The 24,072-nt window shown below is 68.0% G+C and carries 26 protein-coding genes; 12 read left to right on the top strand and 14 right to left on the bottom strand.

Annotated elements, in window-relative coordinates; all coding sequences use genetic code 11:
- Nucleotides 1–11: 11 nt before the first annotated feature.
- From ACZ6TV_RS03030 to ACZ6TV_RS03000, 7 genes are all read right to left on the bottom strand, one after another.
- A complete protein-coding gene (locus ACZ6TV_RS03030; protein WP_465294697.1) occupies nucleotides 12–512 on the bottom strand; it encodes a DUF2637 domain-containing protein in 501 nt (166 codons plus the stop codon).
- An 8-nt stretch (nucleotides 513–520) separates the two neighbouring features.
- Entirely contained in the window at nucleotides 521–757 is a 237-nt protein-coding gene (locus ACZ6TV_RS03025) for a spread protein (RefSeq protein ID WP_465294695.1), read from the bottom strand.
- Nucleotides 754–2,355 (bottom strand): FtsK/SpoIIIE domain-containing protein, encoded by a 1,602-nt coding sequence (locus ACZ6TV_RS03020; RefSeq protein WP_465294693.1) that lies wholly within the window; start codon nucleotides 2,353–2,355, stop codon nucleotides 754–756. The genes ACZ6TV_RS03025 and ACZ6TV_RS03020 overlap by 4 nt, the downstream gene beginning before the upstream one ends.
- A gap of 283 nt (nucleotides 2,356–2,638) precedes the next feature.
- The gene (locus ACZ6TV_RS03015; RefSeq protein ID WP_465294691.1) at nucleotides 2,639–3,022 is read right to left on the bottom strand and encodes a transcriptional regulator; all 384 of its coding nucleotides are present in this window, start codon (nucleotides 3,020–3,022) and stop codon (nucleotides 2,639–2,641) included.
- 127 nt (nucleotides 3,023–3,149) lie between these two features.
- Nucleotides 3,150–3,878 carry a GntR family transcriptional regulator gene (locus ACZ6TV_RS03010; RefSeq protein ID WP_465294689.1) on the bottom strand — a complete coding sequence of 243 codons (729 nt, stop codon included), beginning with the start codon at nucleotides 3,876–3,878 and terminating at the stop codon, nucleotides 3,150–3,152.
- Nucleotides 3,879–4,020: 142 nt separating this feature from the next.
- On the bottom strand, nucleotides 4,021–4,410 hold the full coding sequence (locus tag ACZ6TV_RS03005) for a hypothetical protein (protein ID WP_465294687.1): 390 nt from the start codon (nucleotides 4,408–4,410) through the stop codon (nucleotides 4,021–4,023).
- Nucleotides 4,407–4,673 (bottom strand): hypothetical protein, encoded by a 267-nt coding sequence (locus ACZ6TV_RS03000; RefSeq protein ID WP_465294685.1) that lies wholly within the window; start codon nucleotides 4,671–4,673, stop codon nucleotides 4,407–4,409. The genes ACZ6TV_RS03005 and ACZ6TV_RS03000 overlap by 4 nt, the downstream gene beginning before the upstream one ends.
- Nucleotides 4,674–5,045: 372 nt before the next feature.
- Here ACZ6TV_RS03000 and ACZ6TV_RS02995 point away from each other — a divergent pair, with 372 nt between their 5' ends.
- The 3 genes from ACZ6TV_RS02995 to ACZ6TV_RS02985 all read left to right on the top strand — a co-directional run bounded on the left by ACZ6TV_RS02995 (nucleotide 5,046) and on the right by ACZ6TV_RS02985 (nucleotide 7,739).
- Nucleotides 5,046–5,825: an aminotransferase class IV family protein gene (locus ACZ6TV_RS02995; protein WP_465294683.1), complete on the top strand. Its 780-nt coding sequence runs from the start codon at nucleotides 5,046–5,048 to the stop codon at nucleotides 5,823–5,825.
- 32 nt (nucleotides 5,826–5,857) lie between these two features.
- Nucleotides 5,858–6,832 carry an SUMF1/EgtB/PvdO family nonheme iron enzyme gene (locus tag ACZ6TV_RS02990; protein WP_465294681.1) on the top strand — a complete coding sequence of 325 codons (975 nt, stop codon included), beginning with the start codon at nucleotides 5,858–5,860 and terminating at the stop codon, nucleotides 6,830–6,832.
- A 160-nt stretch (nucleotides 6,833–6,992) separates the two neighbouring features.
- Nucleotides 6,993–7,739 (top strand): DUF5131 family protein, encoded by a 747-nt coding sequence (locus tag ACZ6TV_RS02985; RefSeq protein WP_465294679.1) that lies wholly within the window; start codon nucleotides 6,993–6,995, stop codon nucleotides 7,737–7,739.
- A gap of 19 nt (nucleotides 7,740–7,758) precedes the next feature.
- Here the strand turns inward: ACZ6TV_RS02985 and tcmP are convergent, their stop codons facing one another.
- Entirely contained in the window at nucleotides 7,759–8,874 is a 1,116-nt protein-coding gene (gene tcmP / locus ACZ6TV_RS02980) for a three-Cys-motif partner protein TcmP (protein WP_465294677.1), read from the bottom strand.
- A 1,523-nt stretch (nucleotides 8,875–10,397) separates the two neighbouring features.
- On the opposite strand from tcmP, the gene urtA reads away from it, so the two are divergent.
- From urtA to ACZ6TV_RS02940, 8 genes are all read left to right on the top strand, one after another.
- Nucleotides 10,398–11,693 carry an urea ABC transporter substrate-binding protein gene (gene urtA / locus ACZ6TV_RS02975; protein ID WP_465294675.1) on the top strand — a complete coding sequence of 432 codons (1,296 nt, stop codon included), beginning with the start codon at nucleotides 10,398–10,400 and terminating at the stop codon, nucleotides 11,691–11,693.
- 85 nt (nucleotides 11,694–11,778) lie between these two features.
- Nucleotides 11,779–12,663 (top strand): urea ABC transporter permease subunit UrtB, encoded by an 885-nt coding sequence (gene urtB, locus ACZ6TV_RS02970; protein ID WP_465294673.1) that lies wholly within the window; start codon nucleotides 11,779–11,781, stop codon nucleotides 12,661–12,663.
- Nucleotides 12,660–13,742: an urea ABC transporter permease subunit UrtC gene (gene urtC / locus ACZ6TV_RS02965; protein WP_465294671.1), complete on the top strand. Its 1,083-nt coding sequence runs from the start codon at nucleotides 12,660–12,662 to the stop codon at nucleotides 13,740–13,742. Before urtB ends, urtC begins: the two co-directional genes overlap by 4 nt.
- Nucleotides 13,739–14,560, top strand: a complete 822-nt coding sequence (urtD, locus tag ACZ6TV_RS02960; RefSeq protein ID WP_465294669.1) for an urea ABC transporter ATP-binding protein UrtD — start codon at nucleotides 13,739–13,741, stop codon at nucleotides 14,558–14,560. Before urtC ends, urtD begins: the two co-directional genes overlap by 4 nt.
- The gene (locus tag ACZ6TV_RS02955; protein ID WP_465294667.1) at nucleotides 14,553–15,236 is read left to right on the top strand and encodes an ATP-binding cassette domain-containing protein; all 684 of its coding nucleotides are present in this window, start codon (nucleotides 14,553–14,555) and stop codon (nucleotides 15,234–15,236) included. Before urtD ends, ACZ6TV_RS02955 begins: the two co-directional genes overlap by 8 nt.
- An 86-nt stretch (nucleotides 15,237–15,322) precedes the next feature.
- The gene (locus ACZ6TV_RS02950) at nucleotides 15,323–17,005 is read left to right on the top strand and encodes a purine-cytosine permease family protein (protein WP_465294665.1); all 1,683 of its coding nucleotides are present in this window, start codon (nucleotides 15,323–15,325) and stop codon (nucleotides 17,003–17,005) included.
- A complete protein-coding gene (locus tag ACZ6TV_RS02945) occupies nucleotides 17,005–17,571 on the top strand; it encodes a TetR/AcrR family transcriptional regulator (protein ID WP_465294914.1) in 567 nt (188 codons plus the stop codon). Before ACZ6TV_RS02950 ends, ACZ6TV_RS02945 begins: the two co-directional genes overlap by 1 nt.
- A 13-nt stretch (nucleotides 17,572–17,584) precedes the next feature.
- The gene (locus ACZ6TV_RS02940) at nucleotides 17,585–18,160 is read left to right on the top strand and encodes a TetR/AcrR family transcriptional regulator (protein WP_465294663.1); all 576 of its coding nucleotides are present in this window, start codon (nucleotides 17,585–17,587) and stop codon (nucleotides 18,158–18,160) included.
- A gap of 158 nt (nucleotides 18,161–18,318) precedes the next feature.
- Here ACZ6TV_RS02940 and ACZ6TV_RS02935 read toward each other — a convergent pair whose 3' ends face one another.
- From ACZ6TV_RS02935 to ACZ6TV_RS02910, 6 genes are all read right to left on the bottom strand, one after another.
- The gene (locus tag ACZ6TV_RS02935; RefSeq protein WP_465294661.1) at nucleotides 18,319–18,474 is read right to left on the bottom strand and encodes a hypothetical protein; all 156 of its coding nucleotides are present in this window, start codon (nucleotides 18,472–18,474) and stop codon (nucleotides 18,319–18,321) included.
- A complete protein-coding gene (locus ACZ6TV_RS02930; RefSeq protein WP_465294659.1) occupies nucleotides 18,467–18,841 on the bottom strand; it encodes a helix-turn-helix domain-containing protein in 375 nt (124 codons plus the stop codon). The genes ACZ6TV_RS02935 and ACZ6TV_RS02930 overlap by 8 nt, the downstream gene beginning before the upstream one ends.
- Nucleotides 18,842–18,930: 89 nt before the next feature.
- Nucleotides 18,931–19,974 carry a hypothetical protein gene (locus ACZ6TV_RS02925; protein ID WP_465294657.1) on the bottom strand — a complete coding sequence of 348 codons (1,044 nt, stop codon included), beginning with the start codon at nucleotides 19,972–19,974 and terminating at the stop codon, nucleotides 18,931–18,933.
- Between the two features lie 22 nt (nucleotides 19,975–19,996).
- Nucleotides 19,997–21,115 carry a hypothetical protein gene (locus ACZ6TV_RS02920; RefSeq protein ID WP_465294655.1) on the bottom strand — a complete coding sequence of 373 codons (1,119 nt, stop codon included), beginning with the start codon at nucleotides 21,113–21,115 and terminating at the stop codon, nucleotides 19,997–19,999.
- 59 nt (nucleotides 21,116–21,174) lie between these two features.
- Nucleotides 21,175–22,653, bottom strand: coding sequence for a hypothetical protein (locus ACZ6TV_RS02915; protein WP_465294653.1), 1,479 nt, complete (start codon nucleotides 22,651–22,653; stop codon nucleotides 21,175–21,177).
- The gene (locus tag ACZ6TV_RS02910; protein WP_465294651.1) at nucleotides 22,650–23,507 is read right to left on the bottom strand and encodes an ATP-binding cassette domain-containing protein; all 858 of its coding nucleotides are present in this window, start codon (nucleotides 23,505–23,507) and stop codon (nucleotides 22,650–22,652) included. The genes ACZ6TV_RS02915 and ACZ6TV_RS02910 overlap by 4 nt, the downstream gene beginning before the upstream one ends.
- 124 nt (nucleotides 23,508–23,631) lie before the next feature.
- Between ACZ6TV_RS02910 and ACZ6TV_RS02905 the strand changes: the two genes are divergently transcribed.
- Nucleotides 23,632–24,072: a hypothetical protein gene (locus tag ACZ6TV_RS02905; RefSeq protein ID WP_465294649.1), complete on the top strand. Its 441-nt coding sequence runs from the start codon at nucleotides 23,632–23,634 to the stop codon at nucleotides 24,070–24,072.

Here is a 24,072-nt window from a genome sequence, read left to right as displayed (position 1 = left end):
GGGTGCCTCCTTCACTTGACCACTGCGGACGGAATCGCGCCGTTGACGCGCTGGAACACGGGCGGTGCCACGACCGGCAGCGGATCGGGCGCCGGGACCTGGGCGACCGGTGTTTCGCGGACGGCCGGAGCCGGGATCGGTTTCGTGGACAGGACGAGCTTCACCAGGGCCATGAACGCCAGCGCAGGGACGGCGGCGAGCAGGCCACCGGAGATGCCCGGCTTCGCCACCGCCAGTTGCGCCGACAGCGACAGCAGGACCGCTGCGGTGAGGACCGCGAACGGGTACCGCGTCGACTCCCCGGTCCGGCGGCGGCGCCGGATGACGAGCGCGCAGGCGATCGGGACGAGTTCGGAGATGGCGGCGTTCGCCCACCCGAACCAGTCCGCCGTACCGGCCGGGGAGTTGGCCATGGTCCAGTCGTGGACGTGGGTGAACGACGCCGCACCGGCCATGCCCGCGACCACGAGGAGGATGACGACCAGGACGACGCTTTCGGCGTGGAGCCGCATGTGTTGCCTCACTTGGCTTTCGGGGTGATCGGGACGCGGATCCAGTCCGGTGGCTCGCCGGTGGAGGCGACGGCTTCGGACAGGCACCGCCACAGCGCCCACGCCTCAGCGGGCGTGACGTACATCCGCCGGCGGCCCGCACCAACGGCGAGGTAGAGGTCTTCGCCGTCGGTGACCCGGACGGTGACTGCGGACGAGCCGGTCAGCACGTGTGGTGCGCGGAGGCGGTAGAAGCGGCGGGTCATGCCGCCTCACCGTCGAGGAAGTTCGTCAGCGAGTCCGGCAGCAGCGGCCCTTGCGTGTGCCGTCCCGGCTTGTAGAGGTGCTTGGGTTCCTGCCGCTGCTGCGGTGCCGGCGCCGGCCGCTGCACGACGTCCGGTGCGGCGTACCGGGCGGCCATGTCGCGGATCTCGTCGTCGGTGACGTAGGCGAACCGGACCCTTTCCGGTTCGGGGCGGTCGTCGAGGACGACGTAGCCGATGCCGCGCATGGAGGGGCGGGCGGAGAGCTGGTCGCAGAGGGCGCCGCGGGCGCGGGAGCCTTGTCCGAGGACGAGGTCGACGTGGTTGGGTTCGTTGAGCCTGAGCGCGATCCGGGTGGGGAAGAAGTCGCGGAGCTCGACGACCTCCTTCCGCGGGTCCTGCGTCGCGCCGATGACGAGGACGCCGAGACCCGCGCCCTGCGTGAGGAGCATCGCCAAAGCGGCCTTTGCCCGCGCCCGGAGGTCGGCGTCCTGCAGGAGCGCGACGAGGGCGAGGATTTCGTCGACCATGAGTACGTACAGCGGTTCGTCGAGGGTGGGTGTGTGGGCGCGGGTCTTGCCCTGCATGCGTGCCTGCCGCTCCCGCATCACCTCCACAAGCTCTTCGAGCATGGCGACCATCGGCGGGACGGTGGCGTACTCGTACCGGGCGAACAGTTCCCGGCCGAGGGACAGCTCCACCCCGCCTTTCGGGTCGATGCCCCACAGCCGGACCAGGCCCGTGCGGATCGCCGGGGCGAGCGCCCGGATCAGCGACCACTGCACCGAGCCCTTGCCGGCCCTGGTCGCGCCGACGATGAGGACGTGGGTGGCGAGGAGGCGCAAGACGTACCGGACGAGGTCCTCGCGGACGCCGAGCGGCAGCGCTTCCAGGTCGGTTTCCTCGGGGATGTCGAACGCGGGAACGGTGCGGCGCAGCGGGTCGCGGCGGACGAACACCAGCCAGACCAGGCGGGGCCGGTCGCGGTAGCGGAACCGGTCCAGCAGGCGCAGGAACCGGTTGGTGCGGGCGGGTGGCTGTTCGCGGCGGCCGGAGTAGACGCGGCAGATGCGGGCGCCGAACGAGTACGCCAGGTTCGCCGCGGCCGCGTGGTAGTCGTCGGGGTTCTGGCCGCGCGGCATCCGCAGCAGGACTTCGTCGGTGGCGTACGTGCAGCGGACCCGCAGCAGCTTCGGCACGTTGAGCTTCTGCTCGAACCGTTCGGCGAGGCGGCAGACGGTCATCGCCTCGCGCCAGTGCAGGCCGTACACGAACAGCCGCTGCCACCAGGACAGCATCGGCAGCACGATCAGGCGTTCGCACCACGACCGCCACCGCCACCACCACACACCGACCGTGGCGCCGGCGACCCCGGCGAACAGGGCGAGGATCTCCCAGCCGTGCTCGTGCCACAGCCACACGGCGAGGATGGCGAGGGTGACGGAGGTGCGGTTGCGCCACAGCACCGGCATCAGCCGGACGAGCCCGACGGTGGTCTTGTACAGCAGGTACGGGATGACGATCCACATGACCAGCCACCACGGCGCCGGGATGGACAGGCGCCGGAAGTTGACCAGCGGGACGTTGGTGTTCCTGTTCACCTTCGACCTTTCCTACGCAGGCGCCAGCGCTGCGAACCGCCCCCGCGCGTCCCGGCGGACCGCCAGCCATTGGCGTGGCATCCCGGTGAACCAGCGGGTGAAACGGCCCCGCGCATCGCGCGCAACAGGCATGAGCAGCAGGAGTTGGCCGGGGCAGGGTTGGCGACGCCGCCCAGAAATGGGCATGATGAAACCGCCTTCCACACCTCAGCAATGGGCTTGGATGGGCAGCGGGGCGGTCCGGGCTTCCTACGGCGTACAGACCGCCCCGCGCTTGAATCGCTTACGCGGCCTTGCGAGCCGCCGTCTTGAACCCGGCCGCACGGTACGAGTACGCGAGCCGACCGGTCGGACCGACGTACGGCGTGACCGTCATCCCCTCGAACTCCACCGGCGCGAACGGCGCCCCGCTGTCCGGGACCGGCTGCACCGGAGCGGACACCTTGACCGCCACCTCCCGCGCCCGCCCCGCCAGGTCCGGGTCCATGTCCATCACCCGGACCGTCCACACCCGCTGACCGGTCAACTTGTCAAGTGCAGGCGTGCGGGCCTTCGTCACCTCGTTGTAGTCCTGCGCCTCGACGATCGAATCCGGCACCAGCACGCAGCCCGCCGGGAACACGTCCTCAAACCGGATCGAGAACCGACTACCACCCTTGAGCGCCACCGAACTCCTCCGTTTGACCGCTTAACTTGTTAGGTGACTCCAGTGTAGCGAGTAGGCCTAGCTTGTTAAGTAGTCAGACAGAGAAATTTGGCGATGTGGGCGAGATTGAGCAACGCCAACGCGCCGTCTAAGCAATCGAGAACGAGTCCTCGAATTCCTGCCGCGCCGGCGGTACGGCAACCTCCAGCGCGAAGGCAAGTTGACCGGTACGCGTGAAGACGGAGAACATCGCGGTCAGCACCCACTCCCCAGGCTCGATCCCCAGCAGTTCGCACTCCTCGCCGGTCGCCGGCCGGGCCGAGATCCGCTCCGTCGCCCGGTCAAACTGCACGCCCTTGCGAACCGCGACATGGCGCAGCAGCCCTTCCGGAAGCGGACCGGGCAGGCCGACACCGGTACCGGCGGCGAGAGCGGCAGGCATGTAGATCGTGCCCAGCTCGACGGGGCCGACCTCATCGACGCTGACGAGCCGCCGCCGCACCACGATCGGCGCACCCTCGCTGATGTCCAACGCCGCCGCCGCGCGTGGAGGCGCCGGGACCTCGACGACGTCGACAACCCGGACGCTGCCGCCAACCTCGTCGGACAGGAGAGCCACAGCATGGGCAGGCAACGACCGCGGCTCGACCGGCTTCGACCGCGCAAACCTGCCCTTGCCCTGCTGTGTCTCGATCCAGCCGGCCTGCCGCAGGATCTCCAGCGACCGCACCACCGTCGGACGGGAGGTGTCGAACTCCTTCATCAGCGCCGTTTCGCTGGGCAGCATCTCGCCCGACGCGTACGTGCCCTCTTCGATGCGAGCCTGGAGCGCGTTGACGATCGTCACGTACTTCGGCGGCGTGTACTCGATCGGCATGACGGCTCACCTCAAGACGACAACATAGCTTGTCAAGAGCTTATATTCGTCGCCCGTTCCTGTCATCCCACGATCGGGCGAGCCAACACAGCGGCCCCGACCCGAGCGGCATGCTCAGCGGTCGGGGCCGTCGGGTCGCCGGCTATTCGGTTCGCAGGCTGTCCGCGTGCTGACGCCAGACGAGCGCCATCGTCGCCTCATGCCCCCACTGCTCGTACTCGTTCGGTCCGGGCGACTCCGCCTCGACCGTGTCCACGTAGTCGACGGTGTACGCGGCAACCGCGGCCCGCCAGTCCCGCCCGAAGGATGCGCGATCCGCGTAGTCGAGCCGCCCCCAACGCTGCGCGATGTCGGCGATGACGAGCCGCCGGTCATCCGGACCGTCCAGACGGTTCCCGTGACGGGTCACCTGCTCGCCGGCCGACAGCTCGACGCAACGCCCGATCATCGGCAGCAGCGTCACCGCGATCTCGTACAGCAGCTCCGCCCCATCGCCGTCGTTGACCTGGGCGCGGTCGGCAGTCGCCGTCATGAGCCGCTCTCCGCCACTCGCTGCTGCTTCGCCGCCTTCTCCCGAAGCCGTGACGCGTAGTTGGTCACTTCGACTCCGAGCGCTTCCATCGCACGGATCGCAGCGTCCCATGCGTCACCGAAGCCGACGCCGATGACGACGGTCGTCTGATCGTCCTTGACGACCAGGACGAGGTCACCATCGTCGTCGACCGCATGCCATGACCGCAGCGAGCACGCGTTGAGGGCAGAATCGGGCTCTGGCGCGACGCGCAGTTCAGCCACCTTGTGCAACGAATCTCGCACGCGTGGACCTCCGTTCGACGTTGAGGAACGTGTCAGGCAGCGAGCAGTGGTCTACCGAGGCACTCCGGGCAGACCCGCACCGCGTACTGAACGCCCCCGTCATCAACGCTCAACCGCCGCAGGCGGGAAGCGACCCGGAAGCCGCGCCCCTCACAGCCCCAGCAGGAGCTACGGCCACGACCGGCATCGGTGGCACCGGCCGGGACCACCATCGAGATACGACGCTCGCTGCTCATGCCTCAAGGGTTCCGTTTGTACGGTCCGGACCCCACGCCCTCACGCTGCCTCAGCACTGAACTTTCACTGCACCCGATGTCCCTACCGCTGCACTTGCGCTGCAAGACTGGTCGCATGGCGGAGCTGAACGGCGAACCTGTAGCCCCCGACGAGCTGCGGGCGCTGGCGATGGTGAACTACGGACACTTCACGTCCATGCGCGTCGACGACCAGCACATCCGAGGGTTCTCGCACCACCTTGAGCGCCTCGTCCGCGACAGCCGGCTGCTGTTCGGCGCCGAGCTCGACCGCGACCAGATCCGCGCCTGGGTACGGCAGTCCGTCGCCGGACGCGACGGCGTCTTCGTCACCCGGGTCACCGTCTTCGACCCGAACCTGCCGCTCGGACGCCCCAGCGCTCCAGCCACGCCGCAGGTACTGGTGACCACCCGCGAGGTGCCGACCGGCCCGGTCGAGCCGTGGCGGGTGCGATCAGCGACGTACACCCGCGACCTGCCCGAGGTGAAGCACATCGGCCTGTTCGGCACGCTATGGCACCGCCGCGCCGCCCAGCTCGCCGAGTTCGACGACGCCCTGTTCGCCGACGCCGACGGGTACATCAGCGAAGGTCCGACGTGGAACGTCGCGTTCTACGACGGCGAGCAGGTCATCTGGCCGAACGCCGAAGTCCTGCCCGGCGTCACCATGCGTCTGCTGCAGCAGGTCCATGAGCACACCACCCTTGCCCCCGTTCGGTTGCAGGACCTTTCGGGGATGCAGGCCGCGTTCGCCACCAACACCACGATCGGCGTGCGTGCTATCTCAGCCATCGACCACGTAGAGTTTCCAGCGGATCACCCAATCCTCGAAACGCTCCGCAAGGAGTACGAGGAGATCCCGGCTGAGTCCCTGTAGAGCACCGCGACGCCCAACGGAGCTTTCTGGTCATGGCGACGATCACCGTCCAACGCTGGACCGGCCGCGAGATTCGAGCCCTCCGCGAAGCCAAGCGCATGAGCATCCGCGAGTTCGCCGGCCACCTCGGCGTCAGCGAGCGAATGATCTCCAAGTGGGAAGCCGGCGGCGAGGCCATCATCCCTCGCCCGGTGAACCAGTCCGCTCTTGACACGTCACTCGCCGCGTCCAACATGGACGTTCAGGCCAGATTCGCGGACACCGTTGGACCTGCGCCGACCCCTCAGGCCCAGGAGCACACCATGACGCACCCCACCAACGGCCAGCCCCAGGACGACGACATCCCGGTCGGCGACGAACACCACATCCGCCACCCCGTCGACGGCAAGCTGATGACCCTCGTCGACGCCGGGATCTTCTTCGCCGGCGCGGACAACGAGCCGGTCTACCTTCCGGCGTTCTACATCGACGTCTACCCGACCACGAACGCCGACTACGCCCGATATATCGCCGCCACCGACGCGACGCCGCCCCAGCACTGGGAAGACGGCAAGCCACCGGCGGACCAGCTCGACCACCCCGTTGTGTTCGTGACATGGCACGACGCCAACGCATACGCGCAATGGGCGGGCAAGTCGCTACCGACGAGCCAGCAGTGGGAGAAGGCCGCCCGAGGCACCCGTGGTGACATCTACCCGTGGGGCAGCCAACGCACCCCAGCCAAGTGCAACTGCCGCGAGAACGGCATCCGCAGCACCACCCCAGTTGACCGCTACGCCAGCGGCGTCAGCCCATACGGCGTCTACGACATGTGCGGCAATACGTGGGAATGGTGCTCAACCGAGTCCGAGGACAGTCGGTTCGAACTCAAGGGCAGTGCCTTCACGAGTCCGTTTCTGCGCTGCACTCCGTCTCTGTTCAACGACGCTGCCGTTGGTATGAGTGACGACGACACCGGTTTTCGTTGTGCGGCGCTGCCGGCGAACGTTGAGGCGGTCCGGTCCTAGCGCTCAAGAACATGATCAAGGGACGAGAGTGCCTCGGGCGACAGAGAACTGGCGAGACGAAGGAGAGTTCTCCAGGCAGGTCCGCGCGCCATGTGGCCCCCGGGGCGCAGGATCGGTAGCGTGATCGATGCAGGCAGATCTAGAGTGAGCGAGGTCCGACATGGCGGATGGATCAGCGATCGAGTGGACCCAGGCAACTTGGAATCCAACCACCGGATGCGACCGAATATCCCCTGGCTGTGACAATTGCTACGCGCTGACGCTGTCCAAGCGGCTAAAGGCGATGGGCCAAGCGAAGTACCAGACGGACGGGGACGTCCGAACGTCCGGACCTGGGTTCGGTCTTCAAACACACGATGATTCACTTAATATACCTCGGCGGTGGCGGGCGCCGCGCCTGGTGTTTGTGAATTCCATGAGCGATCTTTTTCACGCACGTGTTCCTGTGTCGTTCATTAAGAGCGTGTTCGCCACAATGGAAGGGTGCCCGCAACACACCTTCCAAGTGCTTACTAAACGCGCACGACGCCTCAGGTTGTTGTCGGATCAGCTGACTTGGCCGGAGAACGTTTGGATGGGCGTGTCGGTAGAAGCAAGCGGGCAATTACACCGTGTGGACGAGCTTCGACGAGTGCCCGCCGCCGTCCGATTCTTGTCTTGCGAGCCTCTGCTAGGCAGCCTAGGGAAGGTCAACCTAACAGGGATTGGTTGGGTGATCGTCGGCGGTGAGAGCGGACCAAATCATCGAGCTGTGGATATAGGCTGGATTACAGAACTCCGAGACCAGTGCGCCGAAAGTAGTGTTCCATTCTTCTTCAAACAATGGGGTGGGCGAACTCCTAAGGAAGCCGGACGTATCCTTGAAGGCAGAACCTGGGATGAAATGCCAACGAAGCAGGCCGCCTAGCTGACTGCCTATTCCAGTTCTAAAGATCACTTTCCGAATAGATTCGAATTGTGCAATTGTCCGGCCACGGCGTCTTCGACTCAAGCGGTTGAACGCGGAAAGCAAGGCCCTTCTCTCCTAGATCCGAGAGGGCAGCGCGGAGGATCTTATCGGATTGTCCAGCTTGCATTGCCGCGATCCTCAATTCCTGCCAAGTCTTCTCTTGACCCTCGAAATCCCGCAGAACCCTTTGCATCTTCTCGGTAAACAAAATGCCGTTTCCGTCGAAAAGTGAAGGATTTTGAATGGTGTAAGGCGACGCCCCTTCTCCTGCAATAGGATCCAGTTGGCGAAGCATCTTGGTCCAGCACTCCAAGCCACGCTCCGCATGGGTCAGGAAGACTAGGTAGTACCTGGCGAGTTCAGTGGGCACCCTAACGGCGAAGACGCTAGCGAAGAACCCTCTTGCGCGCCAAAGAGCGCAGTAATTCTCCACCAAAACCCTCATGCCGTCCGCTTGATCCGGGCAATTTAGAACAGCTCGCCACGAGTCGTCGCCGAAATGCCGGTCCATACCCGTCTGCCACGAGGCAACGGTCTTGCGTTGGTGCATTTCCTTACTGAAGAACGAGATGACCACCTCATCCCGCGGACCGCTTTCCATGCATGACTGAACCAGTTCGGCAGTCAGACCGGCGGGGCCGTATGGATCAAGCAGCCATAGAACGGGATTTCGCGGGTCGTTCCTATGAGTGAACTGCTGCAAGCGAACTACGTTGCTGGAGAGTGATCCCGGCGGCAATACTCTCCAGAATAGCTTCGGATGACGAGGCAACCTCTTCATTTGGCGTTCGAGTTCCTCGGCTCGATCGGCTCTCTCCTCCAATGAGAGAAGTTCAAGCATGCCCCGAAAGCGATCCAAGCGCGAATGGTTTAAGAGCGTGTTGGCGACGACAACGGAAGAACCAGGATCACCTTGGGAGTAGATACCCGCTCCGGCGAACGCGTCAACCACGGTCGCAGAATCACGGGACTGGAGGAAAACCGGAAGCCAGCAATTGAGGTAGTGCGCGTACGCCCGATGCTTGATGAACGTATATGGATCGCTAGGGTAGATGGTCTCTTCCATCTGGGCGCGACGACCTACAGGCTGCATGGCGACTCCTGCAATAGACAATCACGTTTGCTTAGCGTGCTCATCTAGTCACATTACGTCACTAGCGTGATCGATACTAGCCCTCGATCGTGTCCCAATTTTCGGCATGTGACCCATGGGTCGAGGCACGGCGTGGGAGAAGCGACATCACGGATGACACGGCCCAACCATCGCCGTACGTCAATCACAGTAACGGTCACGGTCCGGATCTGTTCTTACTCAGCATGCCGCAGATGTACGTCTGATGTGAGGTGGCCGGTAGGTACTGACCGATGGGCCTGGCCTGACGGAATCTTGTGTGTTGCCGAATCTGGCTGTACTAGATCAAGGCGCCTTCGGCGCAGGCTCGGACGTGGACACCCGGCTCGGCGGGCAAGCGGCGCCCGGCCCTGCGGGCCGGCGCCGGAAGCCCGCCCGGCCGGGACACCACGCCCGAGCCGTACAGAAGACGCCTGAGAGAGCAGCCAGGCACGTCGACAGCTCGGCCGATATGCCAGCTACGGTCGAGGCGGCTCAGCCAGATTTGGGCTACCGCGACGTCCGCCGGGCGAAAGACCGTCGCTCCCGCAGCGTTGCCCTCCGCGTGTAGTTGCCCTCTTGCCTCCCGGCGGGCCTCTGGGTCCCGGAGGGGGCGCTCCTCCGCACCCCCGTCACGCAGGCAAGGCCAAGCGGGCCGCCGGCGGGGGCGCCGAGCGTCCGCACGGGACCTGACCGTCCGCGCGGGCGAGGCACCCCCGCCGGCGGCCCGCTTCCCAGGGGTGCATGACGGGTGTACGGAGGAGCTTGGGGCGAGGGTCGGGGGCGTGCCATCCGCGTGCCAGTAACAGGGGTCAACGACGGCCAATCACGGGCAGCAAGACACCCCCGGCAGGCGACGCAACACCAGGTCAGAGCAGGTCAGGGCATCGGCAGAGCGCGCCGTGATCCAATTCCTAAACCGTGTGTCGCAGGTTCGAATCCTGCCGGGGGCACCCGAGCGCGGGGACAACCGCGCGCCTCGCAAGGTCTCTACCAGCGGAAACGGCATCCCTCCGGCGAGCGCGAATGCCGATGGGGCAGGGATCGAACCCGCGCTCAGCAAATGAGCGGCGCCATAACCCTGCGCCTGACCTGATCGTCAGTCACGTCGAACATCCCCGTGGTGGGTGCCGACCTGGCGATCCGACGACTCGACCGGCCCGGCGGCATCCTCTCAAGTGACGCTCTGTGATGTCAGAAGTGTGCCATGCGCGCCACGCCCTCGGCGGCCGTGACAGTACTTTGACATCGCCATTCCGCGCGTTTCCACGTATTTGCAGGGACTTTTAACCACAGGCGGGTTTGTGGTTACAGAGTTGGAACGGTCAAGAAATGTCAGAGTAATGACGCGCGGTCAACCTGCTCTCACCTGCGCAGTCGGCTGTACCTGGCCGGCGACAAGGGGTGGGGCGCTCGGGACGCCGGCGGTTCGCCCTGGACATGCGTATCCGCCGTGCCGCGACCCAGGCGTCACGCCCCCGTTACCAGGAACGGAGTTCTCACATATGTCCATCACCAGCAAGCGGCTGCGCACGCTTGTGGCCGCGGGCGCCATCGGGACGACCGTGGCCCTCGTGCTCGCCGGCTGTGGCGCCAAAGCCGGCGAAGAGACGCCCGCCGGGTCGGTTGCGGCGTCCAGCTGCATCGACACCTCCGGTGACTCCGTCAAGCTCGGCTTCCTCAACTCCCTGACCGGCGGTATGGCGATCTCCGAGAAGACCGTCTCCAACGTGCTGCACATGGCCGCCGACGAGATCAACGCCGGCGGGGGCATTCTCGGGAAGAAGATCAAGTACGTCCAGGAGGACGGCGCCACCGACTGGCCCACCTTCGCGGAGAAGACCGAGAAGCTGCTCACCCAGGACTGTGTCGCCGCGATCTTCGGCGGCTGGACCTCGTCCTCCCGTAAGGCCGTCAAGCCGGTCGTCGAGAAGAACAACGGCCTCTTCTTCTACCCGGTGCAGTACGAGGGTCTTGAGGCGTCGCCGAACATCTACTACACCGGCGCGACCACCAACCAGCAGATCATCCCCGCGATGGACTTCCTCGCCTCCAAGGGCGTGAAGAACCTGTTCCTCGCCGGCAGTGACTACGTCTTCCCGCGCACCGCGAACGCGATCATCAAGCTCTACGCGGCCAAGCTCGGCATCAAGATCGTCGGTGAGGAGTACGTGCCCCTCGACAAGGACGACTGGACCACCCAGGTGGCGAAGATCAAGGCGGCCAAGCCGGACTTCATCTTCAACACCATCAACGGCTCGTCGAACGTCGGCTTCATCAAGGCGTACTACGACGCCGGCCTCACCGCGGAGACGACGCCGATCATCTCGGTGTCGATCGCCGAGGAGGAGGCGCCGGCCATGGGCCACGCGGTCACCGGCCACTACGCGTCGTGGAACTACTTCCAGTCGCTCAAGACGCCCACCAACCAGAAGTTCATCGACAGCTGGAAGGCGTACCCGAACAGCAGCGGCGTCACCTCCGACCCGATGGAGGCCGCCTACATCTCGCTGTACCTCTACAAGGCCCTGGTCGAGGCGGCCGGCTCGTTCGACGTCAACGCGGTGAACGCGGCGGCGAAGAAGGGCGGCATCTCGTTCGACGCGCCGGAAGGCAAGGTCGAGCTCGACGGCGAGAACCACCACATCTCGAAGCCGGGTCACATCGGCAAGATCAACGCCAGCAACCAGTTCGACATCGCCTGGGCTTCCGACAGCTTCATCAAACCCGACCCGTTCCTCAAGGGCTACGACTGGTTCCCGGCGACCGTCCGCGACCAGCTCGTGAAGGCCGCCGGCTAACCAACCCCCCGAAAACCACCCATCCGGACGCGGGGCTGCGTCGAGCGGCCCCGCGTCCGAAACCCCGCACAGAGAGCGAGAGCACGTGGACGGATTGATCCCACCGCTGCTGAACGGCAGTGCACAGGGTGCGCTGCTCCTGCTCGCCGCGCTCGGCCTCTCGCTCACGTTCGGTCAGATGGGCGTGATCAACATGGCCCACGGCGAGTTCCTCATGATCGGCGCGTTCACCGCCTACCTCGTCCAGCAGGTCATCGACTCCAGCGACCTGTCGATCCCGGTCGCGCTGCCGGTCGCGTTCGTCGTCGCCGGACTGTTCGGCCTCCTGCTGGAGGTCAGCATCATTCAGTGGATGTACCGAAGGCCACTGGACACCCTGCTTGTCACGGTCGGCGCCAGCCTGATCCTGCAGCAGGCGGCGCTGCAGATCTTCCCGTCCCAGGGCGTGCCGGTGAAGAAGCCGAGCTGGCTCGACGGGCAGTGGACCATCCTCGGCTACGACTGGCCGCTGCGGCAGGTGTTCACCATCGTGCTCGCGGCGGTCTGCGTCGGCGCGCTGGCGGCCTGGCTCAAGTACACCTCGTTCGGCCGCCGCATCCGGGCGACCGTGCAGAACCGGGACCTCGCCGAGACCGCCGGCATCTCCACCCGCACCGTCGACCGGCTGACCTTCTTCGTCGGCTCAGGGCTGGCCGGGGTCGCCGGCGTGGCCGCGTCGCTCATCGGCGGCACCAACTCCCAGATGGGCGCGCAGTACATCATCCCGGCCTTCCTCGTCGTCGCCGCCGGCGGCATCGGCCAGCTCAAGGGCACCATCATCGCCGCGTTGGCGGTCGGCGTCGGCCTCTCGTGCTTCGCCTACTGGACGACCGGCAGCCTCGCGCAGGTGCTCGCCTTCATCCTCGTGATCGTCTTCCTGCAGGCGCGCCCGCAGGGCCTGTTCACGGTGCGGACCAGGAGCCTGGCATGACCAAACTGAAGCCACATTTCTCCCTCGCCGGCATCGGGGTGTTCGCCGTCCTGCTCCTCGGGATCGCGCCGCTGGTGCTCACCGACCACTGGCTCAGCAACCTCGGCAAGTACTGCTGCTGGGCGATCGCCGCCGTCGGCATCGGCCTGGCCTGGGGTCGCGGCGGGATGCTCGTCATGGGCCAGGGCGTGTTCTTCGCCCTCGGCGCCTACTCGATGGCCATGCACCTGACGCTGGAGACCGCCGGTGACGGGGTACCGGGATTCATGGTGCTCTACGACCCGCTCGCGCCGCTCCCCGCGTTCTGGGAACCGTTCCGCAGCGCGGCGTTCACCCTGCTGGCGATCGTGGTGCTGCCGGTGGTCGCGGCCGGCCTGCTCGGCTACGCGCTGTTCAAGCGCCGGGTGAAGGGCGCCTACTTCGCGATCCTGACCCAGGCGCTCGCCGTCGCGCTCGCCACCCTGGTCAGCTCCACGATCCGGGAGACCGGCGGGGACACCGGCCTCAGCGACTTCAAGTACTTCTTCGGGTACGTGCTCAACGACCCGGCGAACCGGACCATGGTGTACCTCATCACGGCCGCGCTGCTCGTGATCTGCCTGCTCGTGGTGTGGCAGCTGTACCGCAGCCGCTTCGGTGAGCTCCTCGTCGCCACCCGCGACGCCGAGGAGCGGGTGCGTTTCCTCGGCTACGATCCGGCCAACGTCAAGCTCGTCGCCTTCGTCGGCGCGGCGCTGATGGCCAGCATCGGCGGTGCGATGTTCGTGCCGATCGTCGGCATCATCACGCCGGCCGAGATCGGGGCGGCCGCCTCGATTCTCATGATCGCGGGCGTCGCGTTCGGTGGCCGCGCCTCGCTCTTCGGCCCGGCGCTCGGCGCGATCGCGGTCGGCTGGGGGCAGTCGAGCCTCGGCTCCACCTGGCCCGAGGGCTGGACCTACATCATCGGCCTGCTGTTCATCGTCGTCATCCTCTTCCTGCCGAAAGGACTGTCCTCGTTGCCGGCCAGGTTCAGAACAGCGCGCCGGGACCCGGCCGAGAAGCCCGCCACCCGGCAGCTTGAGGAGGTGGCGTCATGACCAGGCCCACTTCCTCAGGCGACTCGCTCGTCGTCACCGACCTCCGGGTCGAGTTCTCCGGTTTCGTCGCGGTCGGTGGCGTCTCCTTCGACGCGCACCCCGGCGAGGTCCGGTTCCTCATCGGCCCGAACGGTGCCGGCAAGACGACCTGCATCGACGCCATCACGGGGCTCTCCGCGGGCACCGGGTCGGCGAAGCTCGGCGAGCAGGAGCTGCTCGGCCGGCCGGTGCACAAGATCGTCCGGCTCGGGGTGGGCCGTACCTTCCAGACCGCCAGCGTCTTCAACGAGCTCTCGGTGCTGCAGAACCTGGACATCGCCGCCGGCCGGCACCGTCACTGGGCCGCGCTGCTGCGGACCCGGCGGGGCGTCGACCCGTCCATCGAGCGGGCCCTCGAAGAGACGGGACTCACCGACGAGCTCAACACCCCGGCCGGCATCCTGTCGCACGGGCAGAAGCAGTGGCTCGAGATCGCGATGTTGCTCGTACAGGATGCGCAGGTGCTTCTGCTTGACGAGCCGGTCGCCGGAATGAGCCATGACGAGCGCACCGCCACCGGCGAGCTGCTGCAGCGCATCGCGGCGAAGCGCATCGTGCTGGTGGTCGAGCACGACATGGACTTCATGCGCCGCTACGCCACCCGCGTGACGGTGCTGCACCAGGGCAAAGTGCTCTCCCAGGGCACGGTCGCGCAGGTGCAGGCCGACCCCAAGGTGCAGGAGGTGTACCTCGGCACCGCGGGAGCCGCGACGACGGCTGCCATGGCGGTCGTACCAGAAACGGTAGCCGGTTCGCTGCAGGAGGACGCGCATGCTTGAGCTCACCGACATCGAGGCCGGCTACGGGCGCACGCGGGTGCTGCACGGAGTGACGGTGCCGGCCGGGAAGGTGGTGGCCGTGCTCGGCCACAACGGCGCCGGCAAGACGACGCTGCTGCGGGTCGCGATCGGGCTCATCAAACCGACGAAGGGCCGGGTGTACTTCGACGGCGAAGACATCTCCTCGCTCGCCCCCAACAAGCGCGTCGCACGCGGCATGGCGTACGTGCCGCAGGGTCAGCAGGCCTTCGGCCAGCTCAGCACCCTCGAAAACCTGCAGCTCGTCGCGGATGGGCGCAAGCGCGGCAAGGCCCTCATCGACGAGCAGCTGGCCCGCTTCCCCGCACTGCAGCAGTTCGCCAGCCGGAAGGCCGGTCTGCTCTCCGGCGGGCAGCGCCAGCAGCTCGCGATCGCCCGCGCCCTGATCACCGAGCCGAAACTGCTCATCCTCGACGAGCCGACCGAAGGCATCCAGCCCACGATCGTCGCCGAGATCGAGCACACCATCGTGCAACTGGCCAGTGAGGGCATCAACGTGCTGCTCGTCGAGCAGCACATCGGCTTCGCCCTGGAGGCCGCCGAGCGTTACGTCGTGCTCGCCTCGGGATTCGTCACACAGACCGATGAAGGGGGCTCGGCAGCCGTCTCCACCGTGCGGGCCGCCATGGCGATCTGAGCCGACATTACCGTTTTCCGGGCCCGCAACGCCGCCGTAACAACGGGCCCGGAAGATGCCCCACGCGTAGCGCGTGAGGGGATGCCATGGCGAGCAGAACAGGCAACGCGCGCGCGGCCGCGGAGGACAGCCTCGAGGACTATGCCTTCCGATATGTGCCGCGCACCTTCCGTCGCTGGAGCGCGGCCTCCGTCGGCGCGACCGCCCTCGGGTCCATCGCGTTCCTCGCCGATTTCTCGATCGGCGCGAGCGTCGGCATCGACCACGGCACCACCAACGCCGTGCTCGGCATCCTGTTCGCGGCGGTCATCATCGTCATCGTGGGCGTACCCGTCGCCTACTACGCCGCCCGCTACAACCTCGACCTCGACCTCATCGCCCGCGGCTCGGGATTCGGCTACTACGGCTCGATCATCACAACGGTGGTCTTCGCGGGTTTCACCTGCATCTTCTTCGCGCTGGAGGGCGCCATCATGGCGCAGGGGCTGCAGGTGGCGACGGGGACGCCGCTGTGGCTCGGCTATCTCATCTCGACCGTGGTCGTGATCCCGATCGTCATCTACGGCATGCGCGCACTGGAGCGCCTGCACTTCTGGACCACGCCCATGTGGCTCGCCCTCGCCCTGCTGCCGCTGCTGTGGATCCTCGTCTCCGACCCCGAGTCGGTGCGCGCCTTCATGTCGTTCAGCGGCAAATCCGACGGCTCGATCAGTTTCGGCGCCGTCGTCTCCAGCGCGGCCGTGTGCTTTGCCCTCACCCCGCAGCTGGCGGAGCAGATCGACTACATCCGCGCCATGCCGCCGCGCACGCCGGCGAACGCCCGCTCGTGGTGGACGTCGTTCGCGTTGGCCGGCCCCGGCTGGGTCATCTTCAGCAGTACCAAACAGATGATCGGGGTGTTCCTCGCCGTCTACGTCCTCGTGAAGGTGGATCCCACCCTCGGGCACAACGCGACCGAACCGGTCAAGCAGTTCGTCGGCATGTACCAGACCCTGCTCCCCAACTGGCTCGCGATCGTGCTCGCCCTCGTGCTCATCGTGGTCGCGCAGGTGAAGATCAACGTGACGAACGCGTACTCGGGCTCGCTCGCCTGGTCGAACGTCTTCACCCGGGTCGCGAAGCACTACCCGGGTCGCACGATCTTCGTGCTGCTCAACCTCGTGATCGCATACGGGCTCATGATGCTGGACGTCTTCACCCTCATCTCCTTCGTACTGAGCCTCTACGCGAACGTCGTCATGGCATGGCTCGTGACGATCGCCACCGATATCGCGATCAACAAATGGGTGCTGCGCATCTCGCCGCGCTTCCCGGAGTTCCGCCGCGGCATGCTGCACGACTGGAACCCGGTGGGCCTCGTGTCGGTGGGCCTCGCCTCGGTGCTTTCGCTGCTCGCGTTCGCCGGGCTGCTCGGTCCCGCCGTCAAGCCGTTCTCGGTGCTCATCGCGATCGGCGTCGCGTTCGTCGCCACGCCGGTCATGGCCCTCGCCACGCGGGGGCGCTACTACCTCCGCCGCCGCTCCGACGGCATCGACTCCCCCCTGTTCGACGAGCACGGCAACCCCTCGGGTGAACGGTTCCGCTGCCACGTCACCGGGTACATGTTCGAGCGGCCGGATATGCTTGCCTCGGCCCAGCGTGGGGTGCACGGACAGTTGCAATACGTCTCTTCGCTGGCCCTCACGCTCGACAGCACCGATCGCTACGTGCTTCCGCCGGAAGTCACCGGCCCCCCGCACCGGGCGACCGACCGAGGCAGGGGAACGTGATGGAGGAGCCGGTCGACACCGCGACCGCGATTCTGGCGAGCGCTGCGACGCTGCTGCGTGAGCACACGTTCGACGACATCTCCTACCGCGCCCTCGCCGACGAGGTCGGCATCTCGGAGCGCACGGTCTACCGCCAGTACCCCACGCGCGCGCACCTGCTCGCCGCACTGTCGAACTGGATCGAGCAGCGCCACTTCCCGCTGCCGCCGTTCGTGACCGTGGCCGATTTCCGCGCCGCCGTGCACGACCGCTTCCGCGCGTTCGACGCGTCGCCCGCGTACGCATACGTCGGCGCACGGGCGTCCGCGATCTCGCCGACGCTCGACGCCGAGCCCGCCTACATCACGCGGGCGATCGAGGCGATGCTCGACGTGTCGGCCTCGACGCTCAACCGGCGGGATCGGCGGCGGGTCGCGGCATCCCTGCGGTACTTCTCGTCGGCGATGTTCTGGGCGCGACTGCGCACGGGCTTCGACATGGACGCCGCCGAGATCTGCGACGCGTTCGACCGCGCCGTGGGCACCATGCTCGCGAGGCTGCCCGACCCGACATGGGCGAAGCCGTGACCGGGCCGAAGCCGTGACCGGTCCGACCGACGTCCCGGCGCTGAGCGGCACGCAAGCGGCGATCCTCGCCGCCTATGCCGAGCTGATCGAGGAGGTCGGCAGCGACGACGTGTCCTTCCGGCTCGTCGCGCGCCGGGCCGGCATCGCCGAGCGCACGGTGTTCCGCAACTATCCCACGCGGGTCGACCTGCTGCTGGCGACCGCGGCGTGGATCGAGGCGACGGTGTTCGCCCGCGAGGAGTCGCACTCGATCTTCGACATCCCCCTCGCGATCCGCGACGCGATGCAGCGGTACGACGAGCGCCCGGAGCTCGCGCACGTCGTCGCCGAGACGACGATGCGCGGCGTGAGCGGCGCGGCGCCGTCGCTCAGCCGGCCGCACCTCGAGCGGCTGCTGGATGCCGAGGTACCGTCCCTCGACGCGGCGCAGCGCAGGGCGGTCATCGTGGCGCTGTCCCACCTCGACTCCGCCGCGACCTGGGTGACGTTTCGCCGCGAGTTCGGCATGGACCGGCGGGACATCGCCGACGCCGCCGCGTGGGCGGCGGAGGCGGTGCTCGACAGCATCCGCGACCGCGTCGCCCCGTAGGGCCGCGTCGCCGAAAAACGCACGATCGCCACGTCAGCCCGCCGCCGCGGGCAACCGGAAAGCGCATCATGGCGTTGGCCGGTGGGATCAGGTGCCGGCGGACTCGGCTGGTGCGTCCAGGTGGGGGTCGGTGGTGGTGTGGGGCAGGTTGACCAGGCTCAAAATGTGGTGGGCTGGCGTCCTGTGTACGCCCGGAACATCGCGTTGACCGCCACGCACCGGTGATCCGGCCCTTCCGTGCCGTAGGCCCGAACGACCTGCGCGTCGCCGACCACCGCCGACAACTCGTCCCCGCCGCCGCCCTGATCAGCCATGCACCCCCACCTCCTCCATCACCCACACACTTCTGCCGGACACCGCCACTGTGCGGACCCCGCGCGCGTCCAGTGGCGCAGGGTGCGGCTGGGTTGACACGTAGGTAGGCGAGGTGAACCGGCAGTGGTCGGGAAAGCCGCAGCGGATGGCGGTCTCGCCGACGGTGGTGGTGGCCGGATCGCCGGTCTGTAGATCACGGTGGGCGCCGTCCAGACGGACGCGTCGCAGGTAGGTCATCGGGGTGGTGTCGCGGTGGCGGTGGAACGCGAGCTGCAGGGTGCGGATGGTGACGTGCGCGGCGGCGATGTGGGCGGCGCTGATGTGCGGTGTGCGTTGTCGTCGATGAAGGTGACCGCCACCAGGCACTGTCCTGGCCGATGAGCGGTCGCGACGGTCAAGACCGCGCTAGGCGCTGGGCGACAGCAGAGCTCCGCATCAAGCGGACGAAACGCTACTCAGGACTTCTCATTCTCCGGGTCGGCCCCGGCCACGATCGGCGGGAACCGCCAGTCCCGCTCCATCGCCTCCCGGTACGCCTTCCCGGCCAACTCACGGGCACGATCGTGTGCGCGCATGTTCCCGCCCTGCCGCAGACGTTCAGCCAGCGGCGTTCCGGTGTCGCTCAGGTCCACCTGCGCGGGTAGTCCGTCCGGCAAGGCCATGCCGGTGATCAGCGTGGGCAGCACGACATCGGCGACGTGCCGCGAAAGGCAGTCGAGCTCATAGCCGGGGCCGACCCAGACGCCGCCGTCCGGGCGCTGCACGTGCAGCGCGGGCGAGATGTCCACAGGGGTGAACACGCCCTTCTGGACCACCTCGAGGACGGTGCCGACCTCGATGTACCGCATGCCGAGCTGGCGTGTTCGTCGCACGTCGTCCAGCCGCTGAACCAGCGACCGGCCGGCCGCGAGGCGGATGGTGCGGTGCTTGTCCTCGTTGGAGTAGTCGCGGAGCAGTACCAGCGGATGCTCGCTGGCCGGATCGGGGCCGCCCATCAGCATCGACAAGGCCGGCAGAACCGCCGGGACGGATGCCTTGTCGGCGAAGGGCTGGAGCGCTGCGATGCGCTTGCCCAAGGTGGCGGTGGCCGCGAACTCCGTCAGCCCCTGCCTCTCGAGGCTCGTCACCTTGCTCTCGAACTTCTTCGGGTCCTCGTAAATCAGCATGCTCACGGCCCGAGCGTGCGAGTCGGTCAGCGGCTCATCGCGATTTCGCTCCACCATGTAAAACACCACGTTGTCGATCGCCGACCGGAGGTGGTGGACGGCCTCGCTGAACAACATGGCGGCGATGGGCGGCACCGGCCTGATCGTGGCCACCTCGACGTCCAGATGGCCCGGCGTCCGCTCCACCTGCCTCAGCGTCAGCGGTCCCTCGTCATTCGGCCCTCGCGACCACGCCAGCGCGATCTCGGCCAACTCGAAAGCGAGTTGATCGGCGTGCGCCAGGCGCATCGCTACCGGGTGCAGTGCCTCGGGCAGCCAGTCCACCGCTCTCACGGCGCCGACTCTAGAAGGACGGTCAGGGGACCAGGCGGGCGGGCCAGGTGGACGGGACCTGGGGGTCGGCGTCGACCCGGATGGCTTCTGCGACCGCCAGCACCGCCGGACCCCTGTACGAGCCGGTGCCCGCCACATGGATCCAAACGCCGTTGAAGTCGGCGAACTCGACGCTCGGGCGTTGCTGGTCGTCGGTGAAGACCGTGGCGGGCCGGCCGGCCACCGTCAGGGAGGTGGTCGGCGGAGAAGTGGCGGCGTGACGGTTGGTGATCATGATGGAGGCCTGGTCGACCGTGTTCTCGCCTACCCAGAGGGTGGAATAGACCAGGCGGCCGGGCAGGTCGGTGCCGGACAGGGTCGTCTCGCAGCCGAGCAGGGCGGCGCCGGCCGGGAGGGCGGTCAGATGGACCGGGGTGGTGCAGCGGACGGTGGTGTCGAGGCGGGTGCGGGACCTGATCTGGTCGGCCACGGTGAGGGGGCCGCCGTCGGCGAACAGCTGGGCGAAGACGCCGGGGACCGGTTGCCAGCGCAGGTAGTAGAAGCCCCGCATCGGGCCGGTGGTGAACGCGTACAGGCCGCCGCCCTTGTCGGTGGGGGTCGGCAGGTGGCCGCTCGGGTCCCTGTTCTCGCGGGCCAGCAGGAGGTCGAGCGGGTCGGCGGTGCGGGCCAGGGAGACCTGGTAGGAGACGGAGTCCCTGGTGAAGGTGATCGTCTCGATGCCCGCGCTGGAGTGCCAGGTGGTGTGCGCGGACTCGACGCTCCACTCGTCGACGGTGAAGTGCAGCAGGGACGGGTCGGTGCCGATCTTCGAGGGGTCGGCGGGGAGGTCCGCGCGGGGCAGCGGAGGCACGGACCAGCCGCCGAGCGGCGGGCGGCGCGCCCAGTCAGGGTCCACGGACGGGTCCACGGAAAGGAACAGATCCGCCGGCGAGGACGGCGGCGCGGCGGGAGCCGAGACGAAAGCCGCCGCCGCGATGGTCCCGACCAGCGCGACCGCCGCCGCGCCGCGGACGGTGACGGTCCTGGCTCGCAGGCGGCGGCCGCGGGCGGTCGCGGCGGCGGCGAGGGCGTCGGTGTCGACGGCGTCGCCGGCGTGCGCGTCGAACACGGTCGCGAGGTCCTGCTCGAGCTGGGTCGTCATCGGGAACTCCTCAACAGGGCGGCGCCCCTGCTGTGCACGAACTCCTCGAACGTCACCCCCTACAGACGCCTCCAGCCTCGCCAGATGTTCTGGCCGCAGGAAAGAGCGACCAAGGCTGCCGCGAGCGTGGCGACCGACCACGGTGGTGGGCCGTCCGGGCCGAGTGCTCCCATGAAGTCCAGCGCCGTGACGTCGTTGATCAGCATGTACCAGAGGATGGTGTACACGGCCTGGAAGGTGCGCGGGGTGCCGGTGAGCGTGCCGAGGGCGAGCGCCAGTGCCGGGATGAACAGGGCGCCCGCGGCCCATGCGGCCAGCCCGCGCGCGTCGGCGGACGCCAGCATGCGCAAGGCCGGCGGCGCCGCGGTCAGGGCGGACAGCAGTACACCCGCCGCGAACTCCGCGAGAAAGCGGCCCAGGAAGAACGGATAGGGCGCGAGGATGGCCCGGGCGTCGTGGCGGGTGCCGAGGCGGGACCACAGCACCACCGGCCAGATCCAGATGGCCGCGAGGACGGGTCCGGGCGGGGCGGCGAGCCCGGCGAGGGCCAGCAGCGCCGCGCCGGTCCACCACCACCACGGCGTTCCCCGCACCAGGAGCAGCGCCGAGGCGCTCACCAGGCGGAGCACGGCGAACCCGCGCACCGCGGAGGTCGGCGGGAGTCCTTTGTAGACAGCGGGAGCGGGCGCCTCGGCCGGCGCGGGGCCGGCCGATGCCGGGACGTCGAAGCGGTGGAACCACAGCGCCGGCAGGAGGGCGACGAGCGCCGCGAGCAGTGTCAGCGTGACCCGGGACGCGACGAAACCGGCGTCCAGCGGCAGTCCGGGCCACTCGAAGGTCCGCAGTGGACTGTCGACGTACATGAGGCCGAGCCCGAACGACTCGGCGGTCGCCGGCATCGTCCCCGCCAGCTGCGCGACGCCGATGCCGCCGAGCGGGGCGGACGCCGACTGGCCGCCGATCGCGCCGACCATCCAGACGAAGAACCACAGGATGTTGCCGAAGCCGGACCGCAACAGCGGGGTCGCGTCCCACAGCAGCGCCGCGGCGGCGGTCACCGCCAGCATCGGCGCCGCGAGGAACACGAACGGCGCGAGCAGGCCGGGCAGGTCGACGGTCCGCGACTCGCCGCGCAGCAGCTGCAGGGCGAGCGCGGTGGCGGCGAGGGTGGCGGCCATCGAGCCGAGGACGAGGAGGTTGCTGGCGAACTTGCCGGCGAGGTACACGGGCGTGCGCAGCGGGCTCGCGGCGAGCAGCTGGCCGACGCCGGTCCGCACGTCGCGGGCGACGGTGTCGCGGACGAGGTAGAAGCCGACGAACGTGAGCCACAGGGCGCTGGTCAGGGCGGTCACCAGGCCGACGTACGCGCTGGTGTAGAGCCCGCGCTGGCCGCCGGCGTCCAGGACGACCCACTGCGCGCCGGGCGGCGGCACCGCCAGCCAGCCGAGGCCGACCGCCGAGATCAGCATCACGATGTACGCGGGCCGCCGCACCCGCTCGCGGAAGTCGGCGAGCGCCAGCCCCCACAGCGCGGTCATCGGGTCACCGCCAGGTAGGCGTCCTCGAGGTCCGGGGCGACCGGCGTCGCGTCCGGCGTGGGCCGCCGCACCGCGAGGACCCGGACCTTGACGTGGTCGCCGGCGCGGATCAGCCGGGTCACCGGCATGCGCTGCTGGACGCCGGCCAGCTCGGCGGGGGGCACGGTCAGCTCCCAGACGTGCCCGGCCACGCGGCGCACCAGGTCGGTGGCCTCGCCGTCGAAGCGGATCCGGCCGGCGGTGACGACGACGATCCGGGTCGCGACCGACTCGATGTCGGAGACGATGTGCGTGGACAGCAGCACCGACCGGTCCGCGGACAGGTCGCTCAGCAGGTTGCGGAAGCGCACCCGCTCCTCCGGGTCGAGCCCCGCGGTCGGTTCGTCGACGATGATGATCCGCGGGTCGGCGAGCAGCGCCTGCGCGATGCCGATCCGGCGCAGCATGCCGCCGGAGTAGCCGCCGAGCCGGCGTTTCGCGGCGTGGCCGAGGTTGACCAGGTCGAGGAGTTCGCCGACGCGGGCCCGGGCGGACCGGTGCGACAGGCCGCGGACCGCCGCCAGGTAGGTGAGGAACTCGTGGCCGGTGAGGTGCGGGTAGACGCCGAAGTCCTGCGGCAGGTAGCCGAGCGCGCGGCGCAGCGGGCCGGGCCTGGCGATCGCGTCGCCGCCGTCGAAGCGGACCTCGCCGCGGGTCGGCCGGGTGACCGTCGCCGCGATGCGCAGCAGCGAGGACTTGCCCGCCCCGTTCGGTCCGAGCAGACCCACCAGGCCGGGTCCGAGCCGCAGCGTGAGCCCGTCGACCGCGCGTTTCTGGCCCTTGTAGATCTTCGTGATGTCGATCAGCTCCAGCATGCTCCCAGCGTCACGACATCGGGGCGCGCGCACATCTGCCGAACGGCAGATCCGGCGCCCACGGGTGCCCCCCACGGCCGCCGGGGATGTCGTAGCCTGTTGCCCGTTCACGGGAGGAAAGACCATGTCCATGTCGGCTCAGCAGCAACAGCAGGCTGCCCAGCTCACCCCTTGCCGCTTCTGCAGCAACGTCCCCACCGCGAAGACGAAGTTCCGCGGGCACCGCGGCCTGATCATCGCGATGCAGTTCCGCCACGTCGACGGCCCGTTCTGCCGGGACTGCGGCCTGGCCACGTTCCGCGAGATGACCTCGAAGACCCTCATCCAGGGTTGGTACAGCTACGGCTCGTTCTTCATCGCGCCGTTCATCGTGCTGTGGAACCTGATCAACCGGGGCAAGGTCGCGAGCCTCGCGCCGCCGCAGCCGTCGCCGTACGGCGGTGCCGGCCGGCCGATGGACCCGGGCAAGCCGTTGATGGCCCGGCCGGCCAGCATCATCGGGGTGTTCGTGCCGTTCATCCTGATCGCCGCGCTGATCACCGTCATCACCCTCAGCGACTCCTGA

The organism is Dactylosporangium sp. NPDC051087 (genome assembly GCF_055586325.1).
The sequence above is the reverse complement of the archived record's forward strand: the minus strand, read 5'-3'. Positions and strand labels throughout refer to the sequence as shown.